15 protein-coding genes are annotated in these 15100 nt (G+C 70.3%); 13 read left to right on the top strand and 2 right to left on the bottom strand.

Annotated features, from left to right (window positions below; all coding sequences use genetic code 11):
• Window positions 1-67: 67 nt before the first annotated feature.
• On the top strand, window positions 68-1249 hold the full coding sequence (locus FNF32_RS00845) for a FliM/FliN family flagellar motor C-terminal domain-containing protein (protein WP_131672833.1): 1182 nt from the start codon (window positions 68-70) through the stop codon (window positions 1247-1249).
• Between the two features lie 383 nt (window positions 1250-1632).
• On the opposite strand, the gene dprA is transcribed toward FNF32_RS00845, so the two are convergent.
• Both dprA and tldD read right to left on the bottom strand, forming a co-directional pair.
• Window positions 1633-3138, bottom strand: coding sequence for a DNA-processing protein DprA (dprA, locus tag FNF32_RS15875; protein ID WP_342778005.1), 1506 nt, complete (start codon window positions 3136-3138; stop codon window positions 1633-1635).
• Window positions 3139-3235: 97 nt separating this feature from the next.
• A complete protein-coding gene (gene tldD / locus FNF32_RS00835) occupies window positions 3236-4654 on the bottom strand; it encodes a metalloprotease TldD (RefSeq protein WP_131672834.1) in 1419 nt (472 codons plus the stop codon).
• 143 nt (window positions 4655-4797) lie between these two features.
• Between tldD and coxB the strand changes: the two genes are divergently transcribed.
• The 12 genes from coxB (at window position 4798) to FNF32_RS00775 (ending at window position 14838) form a co-directional block, all read left to right on the top strand.
• Entirely contained in the window at window positions 4798-5721 is a 924-nt protein-coding gene (gene coxB / locus FNF32_RS00830; RefSeq protein WP_131672835.1) for a cytochrome c oxidase subunit II, read from the top strand.
• A gap of 20 nt (window positions 5722-5741) precedes the next feature.
• Window positions 5742-6659, top strand: a complete 918-nt coding sequence (gene cyoE / locus FNF32_RS00825; protein ID WP_131672836.1) for a heme o synthase — start codon at window positions 5742-5744, stop codon at window positions 6657-6659.
• Entirely contained in the window at window positions 6659-6964 is a 306-nt protein-coding gene (locus FNF32_RS00820) for a hypothetical protein (RefSeq protein WP_143796439.1), read from the top strand. Before cyoE ends, FNF32_RS00820 begins: the two co-directional genes overlap by 1 nt.
• Complete coding sequence (locus FNF32_RS00815) at window positions 6961-7542, top strand: cytochrome c oxidase assembly protein (RefSeq protein ID WP_131672954.1); 582 nt, start codon at window positions 6961-6963, stop codon at window positions 7540-7542. The genes FNF32_RS00820 and FNF32_RS00815 overlap by 4 nt, the downstream gene beginning before the upstream one ends.
• A gap of 27 nt (window positions 7543-7569) precedes the next feature.
• Window positions 7570-8391, top strand: coding sequence for a cytochrome c oxidase subunit 3 (locus tag FNF32_RS00810; RefSeq protein WP_143796438.1), 822 nt, complete (start codon window positions 7570-7572; stop codon window positions 8389-8391).
• A gap of 78 nt (window positions 8392-8469) precedes the next feature.
• Window positions 8470-8877: a GFA family protein gene (locus FNF32_RS00805; protein ID WP_131672956.1), complete on the top strand. Its 408-nt coding sequence runs from the start codon at window positions 8470-8472 to the stop codon at window positions 8875-8877.
• A complete protein-coding gene (locus tag FNF32_RS00800) occupies window positions 8877-9548 on the top strand; it encodes an SURF1 family protein (protein WP_131672957.1) in 672 nt (223 codons plus the stop codon). Before FNF32_RS00805 ends, FNF32_RS00800 begins: the two co-directional genes overlap by 1 nt.
• Before the next feature lie 93 nt (window positions 9549-9641).
• On the top strand, window positions 9642-11033 hold the full coding sequence (gene thrC / locus FNF32_RS00795) for a threonine synthase (RefSeq protein ID WP_131672958.1): 1392 nt from the start codon (window positions 9642-9644) through the stop codon (window positions 11031-11033).
• Window positions 11030-12295, top strand: a complete 1266-nt coding sequence (locus FNF32_RS00790) for a M16 family metallopeptidase (protein WP_131672959.1) — start codon at window positions 11030-11032, stop codon at window positions 12293-12295. Before thrC ends, FNF32_RS00790 begins: the two co-directional genes overlap by 4 nt.
• Entirely contained in the window at window positions 12295-12876 is a 582-nt protein-coding gene (locus FNF32_RS00785; protein WP_131672960.1) for a GNAT family N-acetyltransferase, read from the top strand. The genes FNF32_RS00790 and FNF32_RS00785 overlap by 1 nt, the downstream gene beginning before the upstream one ends.
• Window positions 12877-12891: 15 nt before the next feature.
• On the top strand, window positions 12892-14298 hold the full coding sequence (locus tag FNF32_RS00780; protein ID WP_131672961.1) for an FAD-binding oxidoreductase: 1407 nt from the start codon (window positions 12892-12894) through the stop codon (window positions 14296-14298).
• A 90-nt stretch (window positions 14299-14388) separates the two neighbouring features.
• Window positions 14389-14838, top strand: a complete 450-nt coding sequence (locus tag FNF32_RS00775; protein WP_342778004.1) for a PACE efflux transporter — start codon at window positions 14389-14391, stop codon at window positions 14836-14838.
• Window positions 14839-15100 lie beyond the last annotated feature (262 nt).

Here is a 15100-nt window from a genome sequence, read left to right as displayed (position 1 = left end):
TGGCGGCTAACGGATTGGCAAGACTTGTCTGCGATGGTCCGGGGAACGGGACGATTCGGGACGGATCATGCAGGCCACGGCAGAGCGACGACCAGACGACCGCGCCGACGCGACCGCGCGCGCGCCCGGCAACGTGCTGCGCGGCATGCTGGTCAAACTGCGCCGCGACCCCGCGCCCGCGACGCCCGCGCCGGGGCCGCGCAATCCCGAACGGGTGATCGCGGCGGCCGTGTCGCGCGCGGCCGACCGGGTGCATCAGCTGCCGGTCTATTTCGACCGGGTGGAAACCTCGCTGGCGAGCCTGGCCGAGATCACCGAATGCCTGCCCGACCAGGCGCTCCTGTCGCTGATCGAGGGGCCGGGGGATGCGATCGGCGTGGTCTCGATCTCGCCCGCGCTTCTGGGGTCCTTGATCGAAATGCAGGCGATCGGGCGGGTGTCGTCGCGCGCCCCCGTCGCGCGCAGGCCCACCGCCACCGACGCCGCCGTGTGCGCCGACTTCGTGAACGCCTGCCTAGGGGAACTGGCGGCCGAGCTGTCCACGATGCCGGGCCACGAGGCGGTGGCGGGCTATCGCTACGCCAGTTTCCTGGGCGATCCGCGCCCGCTCGACCTGCTGCTCGAGGATGTGGTCTATCGCCGCCTTCACGTCGAGCTGCGCGCGGGCGGCGCGGGCCAGCGCGACGGCGCGCTGACGATCCTGCTGCCGGCGAACGGCGGACACAGGGCGCTGCCCGACCTGACGGACCCGGCCGCCGTTGCGCCGGCGCCTGAAGCCCTGCCGGGCGCACCGGACCCGGTTCCCGATCTGAGCGCCGTCGTGGCCACCGCCGGCGTGCGGCTGAACGCCGTCCTCGCGCGGCGCAAGCTGAGCCTGGGCGAATTGAAGGCGCTGGCGCCGGGGCAGATGCTGACCCTGCCGCGCAGCTGCCTTGACGGCGCGACGCTGGAAACTGCGGCGGGGCAGGTCATCGCCACCGGCAAGGCCGGCGAATCCGCGGGCTGCCACGCGCTTCGCCTGCACGCGGCGGGTGCTGCATATGGCGGCGCCGCGGCGGACTGGACGCCGGGCGACGCGCGGGGCGTCGGCCATGAGCCGGCTGCGGCCGTCGAAGGCCGGTTGGCGGGGGCGGATGCGACACCCCCAGCCGACCTCGACGTGCCGGACCCGTTCCGGGCAGAAGCGGCGGGCACGATGGGAGAAAAGACCTTGGACACAGGCCGCGTGCGGGTTGGCGCCGGAGGATAGGACCGGCTGAGCGAGCTGGCAGGACTGGCTGAGGCGAGCGGGCAGGATTACAAGAGCAAACTTCCCACAACCCGCTCGGCGGCCGGCGCGCTTGCAATAGGCTGGCCGGTTCGTCCGTTGGGTGGGGGAGCGGCAAGGACTTTCATCTCCCGGCATCCCGGCGTTCCGTCCCGGGTCGCCAATCAGGCCCGTGCAATCGCATGCCCAGAATGCGCCGGTGAGCGCCTAAAGGATACGGACGCATGCGGGTGCGGCGGCAGGGTCCGCCAGCAGTCCGCTGTCTGCCGACCGACACGGAACGCCAACAACTCCCTGTTGCGCGGCGGCCGTGGCGTCCCAGGGACTCTGGGGTGCGCGGCCCATCCTTCCCCTGCCACCGCAGGTCACGTCAATGCCACGCGCCCCCCGGGGACCCGGATTACGCGGCCGGCCAGTTCCAGGTTCAGGATCGCCGCGCCGACGGCGGCGGGGGTCAGGCCGAGGTCTCGGATCAGCAGGTTCTCATCGGTGGGGCTGGGGCCAAGCAGGCCGAGGATTCGTGTTTCGACCGCGACCGGCCCGCCCGCTGCGGGCGACGGGCCGGGGCGCGTGGCGCGGGCGTGGTCGAGTGCTGCTTGGCGCAGACGGGTCTGGTCGGTTGTGTCGTCGGGGTAGGGGTGCGGACCGCGCGCCGGGCCGCCGGATTGGGGTCCGCGCTGAGCAGCCTTAGACGCGGGCGGTCCAGTGCGGACCGGCGCGGGTGCGCGGGAAGCGCGACTCGTGCCCGATGCGATGTAGCAGGAAGCTATGCCCGCTCCGTGCCCCCCGGATGCGCCGGTCCCGCAGACAGCGGTGCCGGACGCGGGCGCACTCTGGCTTTCAGCCGCCGCAGACGTATCTCTCATCCGCATCCCATCCTGCCCAACGACCCGCGCAGCCTCCGCCCGCGCCTCTGCCTTGTCCGGCGCCGCATCTCCTCGCCCGTCCCCCCGCTCGCGCACCGGCGCGTTCTCCAGCGCCGCGATCACGTCGTCGGCGTTGCGCACCAGCGTCGCGCCGTCGCGGATCAGGGCGTTGCAGCCCGAGGCGCGGGCGTCCATGGGGTGGCCCGGCACGGCCATGACCTCGCGCCCCTGATCCAGCGCCTGCCGCGCCGTGATCAGGCTGCCCGACCGATGCGCGGCCTCGACCACCACCACCCCGCTTGCGAGGCCCGAGATGATGCGGTTGCGCAGCGGAAAGTGGCGCGCCATCGGCTGGGTCCCCGGCGGCTGTTCCGACATGAGGGCGCCGGTCTCGCGGATCCGGTCCGCGAGCTTCGCGTTCTCGGCCGGGTAGATCACGTCGATGCCGCCCGCCATCACGGCGATCGTGCCGGGGGCGCAGGCCGCCTCGTGCGCGGCGGTGTCGATGCCCCGGGCAAGGCCCGCCGTCACGACCAGCCCCGTCTCGGCCAGCGCCCGCGACATGCCGGCCGCCATCCGCAGCCCCAGGGACGACGCGTTCCGCGCCCCCACCAGCGCGATCCGCGGCCGGGCAAGGCAGCGCGGGTCGCCATGGACCCAGATCACGGGCGGGGCGTCGTCGATGTCGCGCAAGAGGTCGGGATAGTCCGCGTGGTCGCAGCGGATCAGGCGCGCGCCGGCGCGCCGGCCCGAGCGCAACTCGGCCTCGGCCGCGGCCTGCGTGCAGGGGGCGTAGTCGCGCACCCCGGTCGCAGCGGCGATGCGGGGCAGAGCGTCCAGCGCGGCGTCGGCGCTGCCGTGTTCGGCCATCAGCCGGTGAAACGTCGCGGGCCCGACCCGGCGCGACCGGATCAGGCGCAGGAACGCGAGATCGCGGGCCTCGTCGTCGTCCGCGACCGGGCGAGACCGCTTGGGCCTGTCGAATGAAAGCAATCCGGTCAGCATCGCGGGGCCTTTCGCGTGGTCTGCCGGACCGTTCTGCCGCACGAGTCGTTAACGGCGGGTTAGCGCGCAACCCGGCGACGGGACGCGGCGTCCGCGATTACGCCGCCGAGCCGCCCACCGTCAGCCCGCCGATGCGGATCGTGGGCAGCCCCACGCCCACGGGCACCCATTGCCCCTGCTTGCCGCAATTGCCGATCCCCGGGTCCAGCTTCAGGTCGTTCCCGATCGCCCGCACGTGCTGCAGCGCGGTCGCGCCGTCGCCGATCAGGGTCGCGCCGCGAATCGGATCGCCGACCTGGCCGTTCTTCACCCGGTAGGCCTCGGTGCAGGAAAAGACGAACTTGCCCGAGGTGATGTCGACCTGGCCCCCGCCGAAGCCCACCGCGTGGATTCCGTCGTCCAGACCCGCAAGGATAGACGCCGGATCGTCGGACCCCGCCAGCATGAAGGTGTTGGTCATCCGCGGCATCGGCGCGTGGGAGAAGCTCTCGCGTCGTCCGTTGCCGGTGGGCTCCACCCCCATCAGGCGCGCGTTCTGGCGGTCCTGCAGATAGCCCAGCAGCATTCCGTCCTCGATCAGGACGTTGCGCGCGGGCGCGGTGCCCTCGTCGTCCACGGTGATCGAGCCGCGCCGGTCGGGGATGGTGCCGTCGTCGATGACGGTCACGCCCGGGGCCGCGACGCGGGTGCCCGTGAGGCCGGCGAAGGCCGAGGCGCCCTTGCGGTTGAAGTCGCCTTCCAGCCCGTGGCCCACCGCCTCGTGCAGCAGGATGCCGGGCCAGCCGGGGCCAAGCACCACGTCCATGACACCGGCGGGCGCGGGCACCGCGCGCAGGTTCACCAGCGCGATCCGCAGCGCCTCGGCCACGCAGGCCTGCCAGTGGGCCGGGTCCATCAGCGACGACAGGCCGAAGCGCCCGCCGCCGCCCGCACTGCCGCTTTCGCGCCGCGCGTTCGATTCCACGATGACCGACACGTTCAGCCGCGCCATCGGCCGGACGTCGGCGACGATCCCGCCCTCGGGGCGCAGGATGGCGATTTCCTGCAGCGACGACGCGATCGAGGCGGTCACCTGCACGACCCGCGGGTCGAGGTCGCGGGCGTATGCGTCAATATCGCGCAGGGTGGCGACGCGGGCCGCGAACTCGATCCCCTCGACCGGGTCGATCCCGCCGTAAAGCGCGGGTCCGGGACCCGCCGGCGCGGGCGCGAGGATGCCGCCGCCCGCGCCCACGGCCAGCCGCGCGGTGTCGGCGGCGTCGCGCAGCGCATCCTCGGCGATGCGGGTCGAATGGGCGTAGCCCGTGACCTCGCCACGCACCGCACGCAGGCCAAAGCCCTGCGCTGCGCCATAGCCCGCGTTGCGCAGGCGGCGGTCGTCGAAGACCAGCGACTCGGACCGGGTGCGTTCCAGGAAAAGCTCGCCGTCGTCGGCCCCGTCGGTTGCGCCGCGCAGGATGCGAAGCGCGCGGTCGGGGTCGATCAGGTGCTGAAAAGGCAGGAAACTGTCGGTCATGATCGCCGAGCGGTATGGGGTTTCAGGGGTCTTGTCGATAGGTTTGGCTTGTCGGGCGCATGCAAGTATGCTTTTCGAGGCGCTGAATCGCGCAGGCCCTTTCGCGGCGGCGCGACCCGGGACGACAGGACACGAGGACGACGATGGCAGGATGGGCAACGCGCCGTAAGGCGGCTTTCGGCGCGGTTTTTGGCGGGGTTCCGGGTCTGGCGATCGGGGCCGTGGCCGCGCTGCCCGCGGCGGCGCAGGACGTGCTGGGCGACCTGCCCGTCATCGGCAAGCCCGTCAACGGCGGCATGGGCTTCCAGCCCGCGGTCACGCCGCTTGCCGTCGAACAGCAGGCGCTGGACCACATGCTGCTGATCATCATCGCCGTGATCACCGCCTTCGTCTGCGCGCTGCTGCTGTGGAGCATCGTCCGCTTCAACCGCCGCATGAACCCGGTGCCCGCGCGCTTCACCCACAACACCCCGGTCGAGGTGCTGTGGACGCTGGTCCCGGTGCTGATCCTGATCGTGATCGGCGCCTATTCGCTGCCGGCGCTGTTCCGGTCGCAGGTCATGCCGAACAACCCCGACCTCGTCATCAAGGCGGTCGGGCACCAGTGGTACTGGTCCTACGAATACCCCAACGACGCGGTCGCGTTCGACGCGCTGCTGCTGGAACGCAAGGACCTGGCCGCCGCGGGCTACCAGGACGACGCCTATCTGCTGGCGACCGACAACGCCGTGGTGGTGCCGGTCGGCAAGACGGTCCTGCTGCAGGTGACCTCGGCCGACGTGATCCATTCCTGGGCGATGCCCGCCTTCGCGATCAAGCAGGACGGCGTTCCCGGCCGGATCGCGCAGGCGTGGTTCCGCGTCGATCAGGAGGGCGTCTATTTCGGCCAGTGTTCCGAGCTGTGCGGGATCAACCACGCCTACATGCCGATCACCGTCAAGGCGGTCAGCCAAGAGAAATACGACGCCTGGATGGCGCAGGCCAAGACGACCTTCGCCGCCGACGCGGGCGACGTGATCGCGCCCGCCGCTGACGCGCCGCGCGTCAAGCTGGCGCTGGCGAACTGAGCCGGAAGGGACGAACGGGCGTGACCGACATCCGCGCATACGACGAAGGCGGCGATGCGGAGTTCCGCGACTATGTCGCGCTTCTCAAGCCGCGCGTCATGTCGCTGGTCGTGTTCACGGCCTTCGTCGGGCTGTGGATCGCGCCGATCGACGTGAACCCGTTCGTGGCCTTCTGCGCGGTCCTGTTTATCGCCCTGGGCGGCGGCGCGTCGGGCGCGCTGAACATGTGGTACGACGCAGACATCGACGCGGTGATGCGCCGCACGCAGGGCCGCCCTATCCCCTCGGGCCGGATCGCGGGACACGAGGCGCTGGGCGTCGGGCTGTTCCTGTCGGGCCTGTCGGTGATGATGCTGGGGCTTGCCGCGAACTGGTTCGCGGCCGCGTTCCTCGCCTTCACGATCTTCTTCTATGCCGTCGTCTATACGATGTGGCTCAAGCGCTGGACGCCGCAGAACATCGTCATCGGCGGCGCGGCGGGCGCCTTCCCGCCCATGATCGGCTGGGCCTGTGCGACCGGCGGTATCGGGATCGAGTCGCTGTTGATGTTCGCGCTGATCTTCTTCTGGACGCCGCCGCATTTCTGGGCGCTCGCGCTGTTCATGAAGGACGACTATTCGGACGCGGGCGTGCCGATGCTGACCGTAACCCACGGACGCACCGTGACCCGCCGCCACATCTTCGCCTATACGCTGGTGCTGGCGCCGTTCGCGTTGGCGCTGGGGCTGACCTCGGTCGGGGGGCCGATCTACCTGGCGGTGTCGGCGGTCCTGAACGTCCTGTTCATCGCCGGCGGCTGGCGCATCCTGCGCCGGACCGAAGGTCAGGCGCAGGCCGACAACTATGCGGTCGAGCGGTGGTTCTTCAAGCTGTCGTTGTATTACACCTTCCTGCATTTCGCGGCGCTGCTGGCGCAGCATGCGGCGGGGGCGTGGTGATGGTGTTCCACCCCGAACACGACCTGCACCGCCGCCGCCGCGGCCGCAACATAGCCCTTGGCGTGGTGCTTGCGCTGTTCGTGGCGCTGGTGTTCGGCCTGTCGATCGCCAAGATCGAAAACGGCGACATGATGGAGGCGTTCGACCACACGCAGCGCAGTTCGGCCCTGCCGCTGGACCCCGATGCGGCGCTGCCCGCGCCGGGCCCGGCGCCCGCCGCCGCGACGCTTCCCGGCCCCGGCCCGGCACCCGCCGCGACAGGCCCTGCGGCGGCGACTGCCCCGGCGCCGCAGGTGGTCGAATGACCGGCAACACTCGCATCCTCGTGCGCCTGATGGCGCTGGTCGTGACCATGGGCGCGCTGTCCTGGGCCGCGGTCCCGTTCTATTCGTGGTTCTGCCGCGTCACCGGCTTTGCCGGGACGACCAGCGTCGCTACCGCCGCCCCCGGCCAGGTGCTGGACGAGACGGTGCGCGTCCGCTTCGACAGCAACGTGGCCCCCGGCATGGGCTGGACCTTCCGCCCGGTCGAACGCGAGATGACCGTGCGGATCGGCGAGACCGCGCTTGCGTTCTACGAGGCCGTGAACACCACCGACCGCACCATCACCGGCACGGCGTCCTACAATGTCTCGCCCGACGCGGTGGGCTACTACTTCGACAAGATCGACTGCTTCTGCTTCACCGAACAGACGCTAAAGCCCGGCGAGCGGGTCGAGATGCCCGTGACCTTCTTCGTCGATCCCGAGATGGTCGCGGACCGCGACGCCAAGACCATCCGCGACATCACCTTGTCCTATACATTCTTCCCCAAGGATGAACCCGCGCAGCGGTCGGCCAGCGCCGCCACCGCCGATGCGCCGGCCGCCCTGGGCGTGAACTGACACCGACCAAAGCAGGGAGCCCGCGCCATGGCGCACGCCAAGAACCACGACTACCACATCCTCCCGCCCTCGCTGTGGCCGTTCCTCGCCGCGGTCGGCGTGTTCGCCATGCTGTCCGGCGCCGTGTTCTGGATGAAGGGCACCTCGGTCGTCGCCGGGCTGCCGCACTGGTCGCAGTTCGCGCTGGGTCTGCTGATCGTGCTGTACTGCATGTACGGCTGGTGGGCCGACGTCGTTCACGAAGGCAACACCGGCGACCACACCCCGGTCGTCCGCATCGGCCTGCAATACGGCATGATCCTGTTCATCATGTCCGAGGTGATGCTGTTCGCCGCCGCCTTCTGGGCATTCTTCAAGCACGCCATGTACCCGATGGGCGAGCAGAGCCCGATCAAGGACGGCGTCTGGCCGCCCGAGGGGATCGAGACGTTCGACCCCTGGCACCTGCCGCTCATCAACACGCTGATCCTGCTTCTGTCGGGCGTCGCTGTGACCTGGGCGCACCACGCCTTCGTCCACGAGGGCGACCGCAAGACCACCATCCGCGGCCTCGTCATCGCCGTCGTGCTGGGTGTCTTCTTCAGCGTGCTGCAGGCCTATGAATACAGCCACTCGCAGTTCGGCCTGGCGGACACCGCCTATGGCGGGGTCTTCTTCCTTGCCACCGGGCTGCACGGATTCCACGTCATTATCGGGACGATCTTCCTGCTGGTCTGCGCAATCCGCTTCTCGCGCGGGCAGATGACGCAGGACGCCCATGTCGGGTTCGAGGCCGCGGCCTGGTACTGGCACTTCGTCGACGTGGTGTGGCTGTTCCTGTTCGCCGCCATCTACATCTGGGGCCGCTGATCCGGCCTTGACGGTTCGGGCGCGCGACGGGCAACCTCGCGCGCTTTTCGCATTCGCCCCAATCCGCCGAGGTTCGCCATGCTGACCGGAGGATGCCAGTGCGCCGGCGTGCGCTACGCCGTCGATGCCGTGCCGTCCCGCATCTATGTCTGCCACTGCACCGAATGCCGCGCGCAGTCATCGTCGGCGTTCGGGATCTCGGTCATCGTGCCGACCGCCGCGCTGCGGCTGGTCCGGGGCGAGCCGCGGGTCTGGTCGCGCGCGACCGACAGCGGAAAGCTGATGGACTGCGCCTTCTGCCCCGATTGCGGCAGCCGCCTGTGGCACGTCAACGACCCCGCCGAGGCCGAGATGTCGATCAAGGGCGGCTCGCTGGACGACGGCCCGGACCTGAGCGCCGCGATCCATATCTGGACCTCAAGCAAGCTGCCGGGCGTGGTGATCCCGCCGGACGCGCCGCAGTTCGCGCAGGACGACGACAGCTGATGCGGCGCGTCGTCGTGCCCTTGGTGCTGGGGATCGCGGGGTTCGCCATCCTCGTGAGCCTTGGGTTCTGGCAGCTGCGCCGGCTCGAGTGGAAGGAAGCAATGGTGGCCGAGATCGCGCGCGGCATCGACGCGGACCCGGTGCCGCTGCCCGCCGGCGTCGATCCGTCGATGAAATACCTGCCCGTGACGATGACCGGCACCACGACCGGGGACGAGATCCTGGTCTTGTCGGGCACGCGAGAGTCGGGCGGCGGCTACAACGTCGTGTCCGGCTTCGTGACGGACGACGGGCGGCGGATCATGGTTGATCGCGGGTTCGTTTCGCAGGACGCCCGCCGCGCCCCGCGCCCGCCCGTGCGCCTGCGCGTGAACGGCAACCTGCACTGGCCCGACGAAAAGGGATCGTCCACCCCCGCCCCGAACCTGGCCGAGGGCGTCTGGTTCGCCCGCGACGTGCCCGCCATGGCGGCGCAGCTGAAAACCGACCCGGTGCTGGTCGTGGCAAGCGCCGTAGGAGGCGATCCGCAGGGGGTGGCGCCGATCCCGATCTCGGTCGCGGGCATCCCGAACAGCCACCTGTCCTATGCCGTCCAGTGGTTCCTGCTGGCGGTCGTCTGGGCAGGGATGACAGCCGGTCTGATCTGGCGTATCACGCGGCGCCCGGTCTAAGGTCGCAAACCCGGCCCCGGCACGGGCCGGCAGGGCGACCTGCCGGTGATCGCCCGCCCGACCGCCCTTACTGCCCCCGAGCCAGGAACACCGATGCGCTACATTTCGACCCGCGGCGCCGCGCCCGTCCTTTCCTTCGCCGAGGCGATGATGACCGGGCTCGCGCGCGATGGCGGGCTGTACGTGCCCGAGCGGGTGCCGCAGATGGATGCGGCCGCGATCGCCGCGCTGGACGGCCTGCCCTACGAGGAGGTGGCCTTCCGCGTCATGCAGCCCTTCGTCGCGGAAAGTTTCTCCCACGACGAGCTGCGCGCCGCCATCGACCGCGCCCATGCCGGTTTCCGCCACGCCGCCCGCGCGCCGCTGGTCCAGCTTGGCCCCGGGCACTTCCTGCTGGAACTGTTCCACGGCCCGACGCTCGCGTTCAAGGACTTCGCGATGCAGCTGATCGGGCAGCTGTTCCAGATCGCGCTGTCGCGCGAGGATCGCCGCATCACCATCGTCGGCGCGACCTCGGGCGACACCGGGTCGGCCGCGATCGAGGCGTTTCGCGGCCTGCCCAACGTGGACGTGTTCATCCTGTATCCGCACGGCCGCGTCAGCGAGGTGCAGCGCCGGCAGATGACGACGCCGGGGGAATCGAACGTCCACGCGCTCGCCATCGACGGCACCTTCGACGACGCGCAGGCGCGGCTGAAGGACTTGTTCAACGACCACGACTTCCGCGACCGCGTGGGCCTTGCAGGCGTCAACAGCATCAACTGGGCGCGGGTGCTGGCGCAGGTCGTCTATTACTTCACCGCCGCCGCGAGCCTCGGGTCGCCCGCGCGGCCCGTCAGGTTCACCGTGCCGACCGGCAATTTCGGCGACATCTTCGCGGGCACCATCGCGCGCCAGATGGGCCTGCCCATCGACCGGCTGGTGGTGGCCACCAACCAGAACGACATCCTGGACCGCGCGCTCACCTCTGGCGAATACCGGGTCGGGCGGGTCCAGCCGTCGATCTCGCCGTCGATGGACATACAGGTCAGTTCCAACTTCGAACGCGCGCTGTTCTACGCCCACGGGGGCGAGGGCGCGGCGGTCGCGCAGCTGATGGACGAGCTGAAATCCTCGGGCGGGTTCAGGATCGCCCAAGGGGCACTGGAACACCTGCGCGAGCTGTACGAGTCCGGCCGCGTGTCCGAGGCCGAGACGCTGGCCACCATCGCCCGCATCCGCGCCGAAAGCGGCGAGGTCGTCTGCCCGCACAGCGCCGTGGGGATCGCGGTGGCCGAACGCCACCTGAAGCCCGGCACGCCGATGATCACGCTGGCGACCGCGCATCCGGCCAAGTTCCCCGACGCCGTGGAACAGGCGATCGGCATCCGCCCCGACCTGCCGCCGCACATGGCCGGGCTGTTCGACCTGCCCGAGCGGGTGACGCGGGTTGAAAACGACAACGAGGCGCTTAAGTCCTTGATCCTTGAACGGAGAGTTGATTGAGCGACATTCGGATCACCACCCTTCCCAACGGGTTGCGCGTGGTCACGCGGGCGATGCCCGGCCTTCATTCCGCCAGCATCGGCGTCTGGGTAGGCGCGGGCGGGCGCGACGAGCGCCCCGAACAGAACGGCGTCGCGCATTTTCTTGAGCACATGGCCTTCAAGGGCACCGCGCGCCGCACGGCCCTGCAGATCGCCGAGACGATCGAGGATGTGGGCGGCTACATCAACGCCTATACCTCGCGCGACGTGACGGCCTATTACGCGCGGGTCCTGTCGGCCGACGTACCGCTGGCGCTGGACGTGATCGGCGACATCCTTCTGAACTCCACCTTCGACCCGCGCGAGATCGAGGTCGAGCGCGGCGTCATCCTGCAGGAGATCGGGCAGTCGCTCGACACGCCCGACGACGTGATCTTCGACTGGCTGCAGGAAGCGGCCTATCCCGACCAGCCGATGGGCCGCACGATCCTTGGTCCCGCCGAGCGGGTCGCGGGCTTCGCGCGCGACGACCTGTCGCGGTTCGTGGCCGAACATTACGGCCCCGGCCAGATGATCGTGGCGGCCGCCGGCGCCGTCGATCACGACCGCGTCGTGGCGCAGGCGGGCGAGATCTTCGGCCACCTGGCACCGGTGATCGGCACGACGCGTGAGGCGGCGCGCTGGCAGGGCGCGGAATCGCGCCGCGTGAAGCGGCTGGAACAGGCGCATTTCGCGCTGGGGTTCGAGGGGCCGGGCTACCGCTCGCCCGACTTCTATCCCGCGCAGATCTGGACCGCGGCGCTTGGCGGCGGAATGTCGTCGCGGCTGTTCCAGAAGATCCGCGAGGAACGCGGGCTGTGCTACACGATCTTCGCGCAGTCGGGGTTCCACGACGACACCGGGATGACCACGATCTACGCGGGCACGTCCGGCGACCAGGTCGCGGATCTTGCCCAGCTGACCATCGACGAGCTGCGCCGCTCGGCCGACGATCTGTCCGAGGCCGAGGTCGCGCGCGCCCGCGCGCAGCTGAAAGCCGGGCTGCTGATGGGCCTTGAAAGCCCGTCGTCGCAGGCCGAGCGGATGGCACGGTCGCTCGCCATCTGGGGCCGCGTGCCGGACCCGGCCGAGGTCGCGGCGCGGATCGACGCCGTCACAGCCGCCGACGTGCGCGACCATGCCGCCCGCGCCATCGCCGCCGCGCGCCCCGCGCTTGCCCTTTACGGGCCGGTGCGCAAGGCGCCTGCGCTGGATATCCTGGCCGAGCGGCTCGCCGCCTGATGTTCCTGCTGCGCCGCGCACCGCGTCTGGTCACCCAACGCATGGTGCTGCGGCTGCCGGCACATGGCGACTTTGCCGCCTGGACCGCGCTGCGCGACGAAAGCCGCGCCTTCCTGACGCCATGGGAACCCGTCTGGCACCACGACCACCTGACCCGCAAGTCCTTCACGAACCGGGTCTACTGGGCGCAGCGGGCGACGCGGGGGCAGACCTCGCTGCCGCTTTTCATGGTGCGCCACGACGGGGTGCTGGTGGGCGCGATCACGCTTGACAACATCCGCCGGGGCCCGGCGCAGACCGGCACGCTGGGCTACTGGATCGGCGCACCCTTCGCGCGGCAGGGCTATATGGGCGAGGCGATCGGGGCGGTCGTCGCGCACGCCTTCGACACGATGGAACTGAGCCGGATCGAGGCCGCCTGCCTGCCCGAGAACGTCGCCTCGCGCGGGGTGCTGGAAAAATCGGGCTTCAAGTACGAGGGCGTGGCTCAGAGCTATCTTCAGATCCACGGGCGCTGGCGCAACCACGTCCTGTATTCGATCCTGCGGAACGACCGGCGCGGCCGCACCGGCGCGGGCTGACGGATGGGGCGGCCGATGCTCAACGATGCGGACGACCGTCTTTCGGCGGCGCTGCCCCCGGGCGTGCTGCGCGCGGCCGAGCCGCGTCACCTGGACGAGCCGCGCGGGCGCTATGCCGGCACCGGGCGGATGGTGGCCGCGCCGCGCAACCTGGACGAGGTCGCGGCGGTCGTGCGGGCCTGCAACGCCGCCCGAGTGGGGATCGTCCCGCGCGGCGGCGGCACCGGGCTGGTCGCCGGCTCGGTCTTGCCCGCCGGCCCCCTGCCGCTACCGCTGCCGCTGATCCTGTCTCTGGAGCGCATGGCGGCGATCCGCGCCGTCTGGCCCGACGAGGACGTGCTGGTGGCCGAGGCGGGCGCGACGCTGCAGCAGGTGCGCGATGCGGCGAACGCCGCCGGGCGGCTGTTCCCGCTGGCGCTGGCAAGCCAGGGTACGGCGCAGATGGGGGGGATCCTTGGCGCGAACGCGGGCGGGGTCGCGGTGCTGCGCTGGGGGAACGCGCGGGCGCTGTGCCTGGGGATCGAGGCGGTGCTGCCCGACGGAAGCGTGATCCGCGACCTCAAGCGCCTGCGCAAGGACAACACCGGCTACGACATCCGCGACCTGCTGATCGGGGCCGAAGGGACGCTGGGCGTCATCACCGCCGCCTCGCTGCGTCTGGCGCCGCTGCCCGCCGAGGTGGCGACCGCGATGCTTGAGGTGCCGTCCCCCGCCGCCGCGCTGGCGCTGCTGGGCGTGGCGAACGCGCGGCTCGCGGGCAACGTCACCGCGTTCGAGCTGATCTCGGGGCAGGGGCTTGCCTTCATGGCCGAGGTGCTGCCGCAGGTGCGCCAGCCGCTGCCGGGCGCGCGCTGGTCGGTGCTGGTCGAACTGTCCCTGCCGGTCGGACTGCCGGCGGCGGCGGCGCTGGACGGGCTGCTGGCCGATGCGATGGACGCGGGCCTCGTCACCGACGGCGCGGTCGCGCAGTCGGGCGCGCAGGCGGCCGAGATGTGGTCCCTGCGCGAACATCTGCCCGAGGCGAACCGGGCCATCGGCGCGATCGTCAGCCACGACATCAGCCTGCCGCTGTCGGAAATCGCCCGCTTCATCGACGATGCGGGGGCGATGCTGGCGCGGATGGGCGACATGCGGATCAACTGCTTCGGCCATCTGGGCGACGGGAACCTGCACTACAACCTGTTCCCGGCCGCAGGGCGCACCCGCGACGACTACGACGTCCTGCGCGGCCCCGTTCAGGAGGCTGTGCACGAGATGGTCGTGGCGCGCGGCGGATCGTTCTCGGCCGAGCACGGGGTCGGGCGGATGAAGGTCGCGGACCTCGCCCGCTGGGGCGATCCGGGCAAGCTTGCGGCGATGCGGGCGATCAAGGCCGCGCTGGACCCCATGGGGATCATGAACCCGGGCGCGGTGCTGGGCTGAGGGCTTGCGGCCGGGCACCGCGCTGACTACCTTTCGCGGCGAAAGGACGACCTTTACCCATCATGGGTGCAGCGATCGGGACGGCCCGCCATGACGGACATTCCCATGCGCACCACCCCCGACCGCATCCGCCACGCGATCCTGTTCGAGATCTTCGGCCTGATCCTGATGATCGGCGGCGCGACTCTTCTGACCGGCTTCGACGTCCACGCCCTGGGCGTGATCGGCATCGTGTCGTCGGTGGTCGCGACGCTGTGGAACTATGCCTACAACTGGATGTTCGACCGGGCGATGCTGCGCCTGCGCGGCAGCACGCTCAAGACTCACCCGATCCGCGCGCTCCACGCCGTCCTGTTCGAGGCGGGGCTGCTGGTCATCCTGCTGCCATTCGTCGCGTGGATGCTCGACGTGTCGCTGTGGCAGGCGTTCCTGTTCGACGCGGCCATCGCGGCGTTCTACGTCTGCTACGGCTACGCCTTCAACTGGGCCTACGACCGCGTCTTTCCGCCGCCGGAGGCGCGCGCGCGGGGGCTGGCGTGACGGGCGCGTGCACTCATAAGGACAACAGATGCCTACGATAAAGTCTCGCTCTGCAATCGGTACGAGAGCGGTATTTAGCGCATTCGCGATTTCAGGATTGGTGACCTGCGGCCCTGCGCCGGAAAACGACCCTGTCTATCTCGCTTTGAAGGCAAATCCACCTAGCTCAGTCCCGCAACGGCACATAGATAAACTCCGACATAGTGCGGTATCGTGTGACGTGTTCAACGAGGGGCAGTCACGAGAGTATATGACGTGCTGG

This window comes from Paracoccus marinus (assembly GCF_007018965.1).
GTDB lineage: Bacteria > Pseudomonadota > Alphaproteobacteria > Rhodobacterales > Rhodobacteraceae > Paracoccus > Paracoccus marinus.
The sequence above is the reverse complement of the archived record's forward strand: the minus strand, read 5'-3'. Positions and strand labels throughout refer to the sequence as shown.

Bases quoted from the DNA above. Each gene is read 5' to 3' on its own strand.
- FNF32_RS00805 (WP_131672956.1), top strand. From the start codon at position 8,470: ATGCTGACCGGAGGATGCCAGTGCGCCGGCGTGCGCTACGCCGTCGAT.
- thrC (WP_131672958.1), top strand. From the start codon at position 9,642: ATGCGCTACATTTCGACCCGCGGCGCCGCGCCCGTCCTTTCCTTCGCC.
- FNF32_RS00785 (WP_131672960.1), top strand. From the start codon at position 12,295: ATGTTCCTGCTGCGCCGCGCACCGCGTCTGGTCACCCAACGCATGGTG.
- FNF32_RS00800 (WP_131672957.1), top strand. From the start codon at position 8,877: ATGCGGCGCGTCGTCGTGCCCTTGGTGCTGGGGATCGCGGGGTTCGCC.
- FNF32_RS00810 (WP_143796438.1), top strand. From the start codon at position 7,570: ATGGCGCACGCCAAGAACCACGACTACCACATCCTCCCGCCCTCGCTG.
- coxB (WP_131672835.1), top strand. From the start codon at position 4,798: ATGGCAGGATGGGCAACGCGCCGTAAGGCGGCTTTCGGCGCGGTTTTT.
- FNF32_RS00820 (WP_143796439.1), top strand. From the start codon at position 6,659: ATGGTGTTCCACCCCGAACACGACCTGCACCGCCGCCGCCGCGGCCGC.
- FNF32_RS00815 (WP_131672954.1), top strand. From the start codon at position 6,961: ATGACCGGCAACACTCGCATCCTCGTGCGCCTGATGGCGCTGGTCGTG.
- FNF32_RS00845 (WP_131672833.1), top strand. From the start codon at position 68: ATGCAGGCCACGGCAGAGCGACGACCAGACGACCGCGCCGACGCGACC.
- FNF32_RS00780 (WP_131672961.1), top strand. From the start codon at position 12,892: ATGCTCAACGATGCGGACGACCGTCTTTCGGCGGCGCTGCCCCCGGGC.
- FNF32_RS00775 (WP_342778004.1), top strand. From the start codon at position 14,389: ATGACGGACATTCCCATGCGCACCACCCCCGACCGCATCCGCCACGCG.
- dprA (WP_342778005.1), bottom strand. From the start codon at position 3,138: ATGCTGACCGGATTGCTTTCATTCGACAGGCCCAAGCGGTCTCGCCCG.
- tldD (WP_131672834.1), bottom strand. From the start codon at position 4,654: ATGACCGACAGTTTCCTGCCTTTTCAGCACCTGATCGACCCCGACCGC.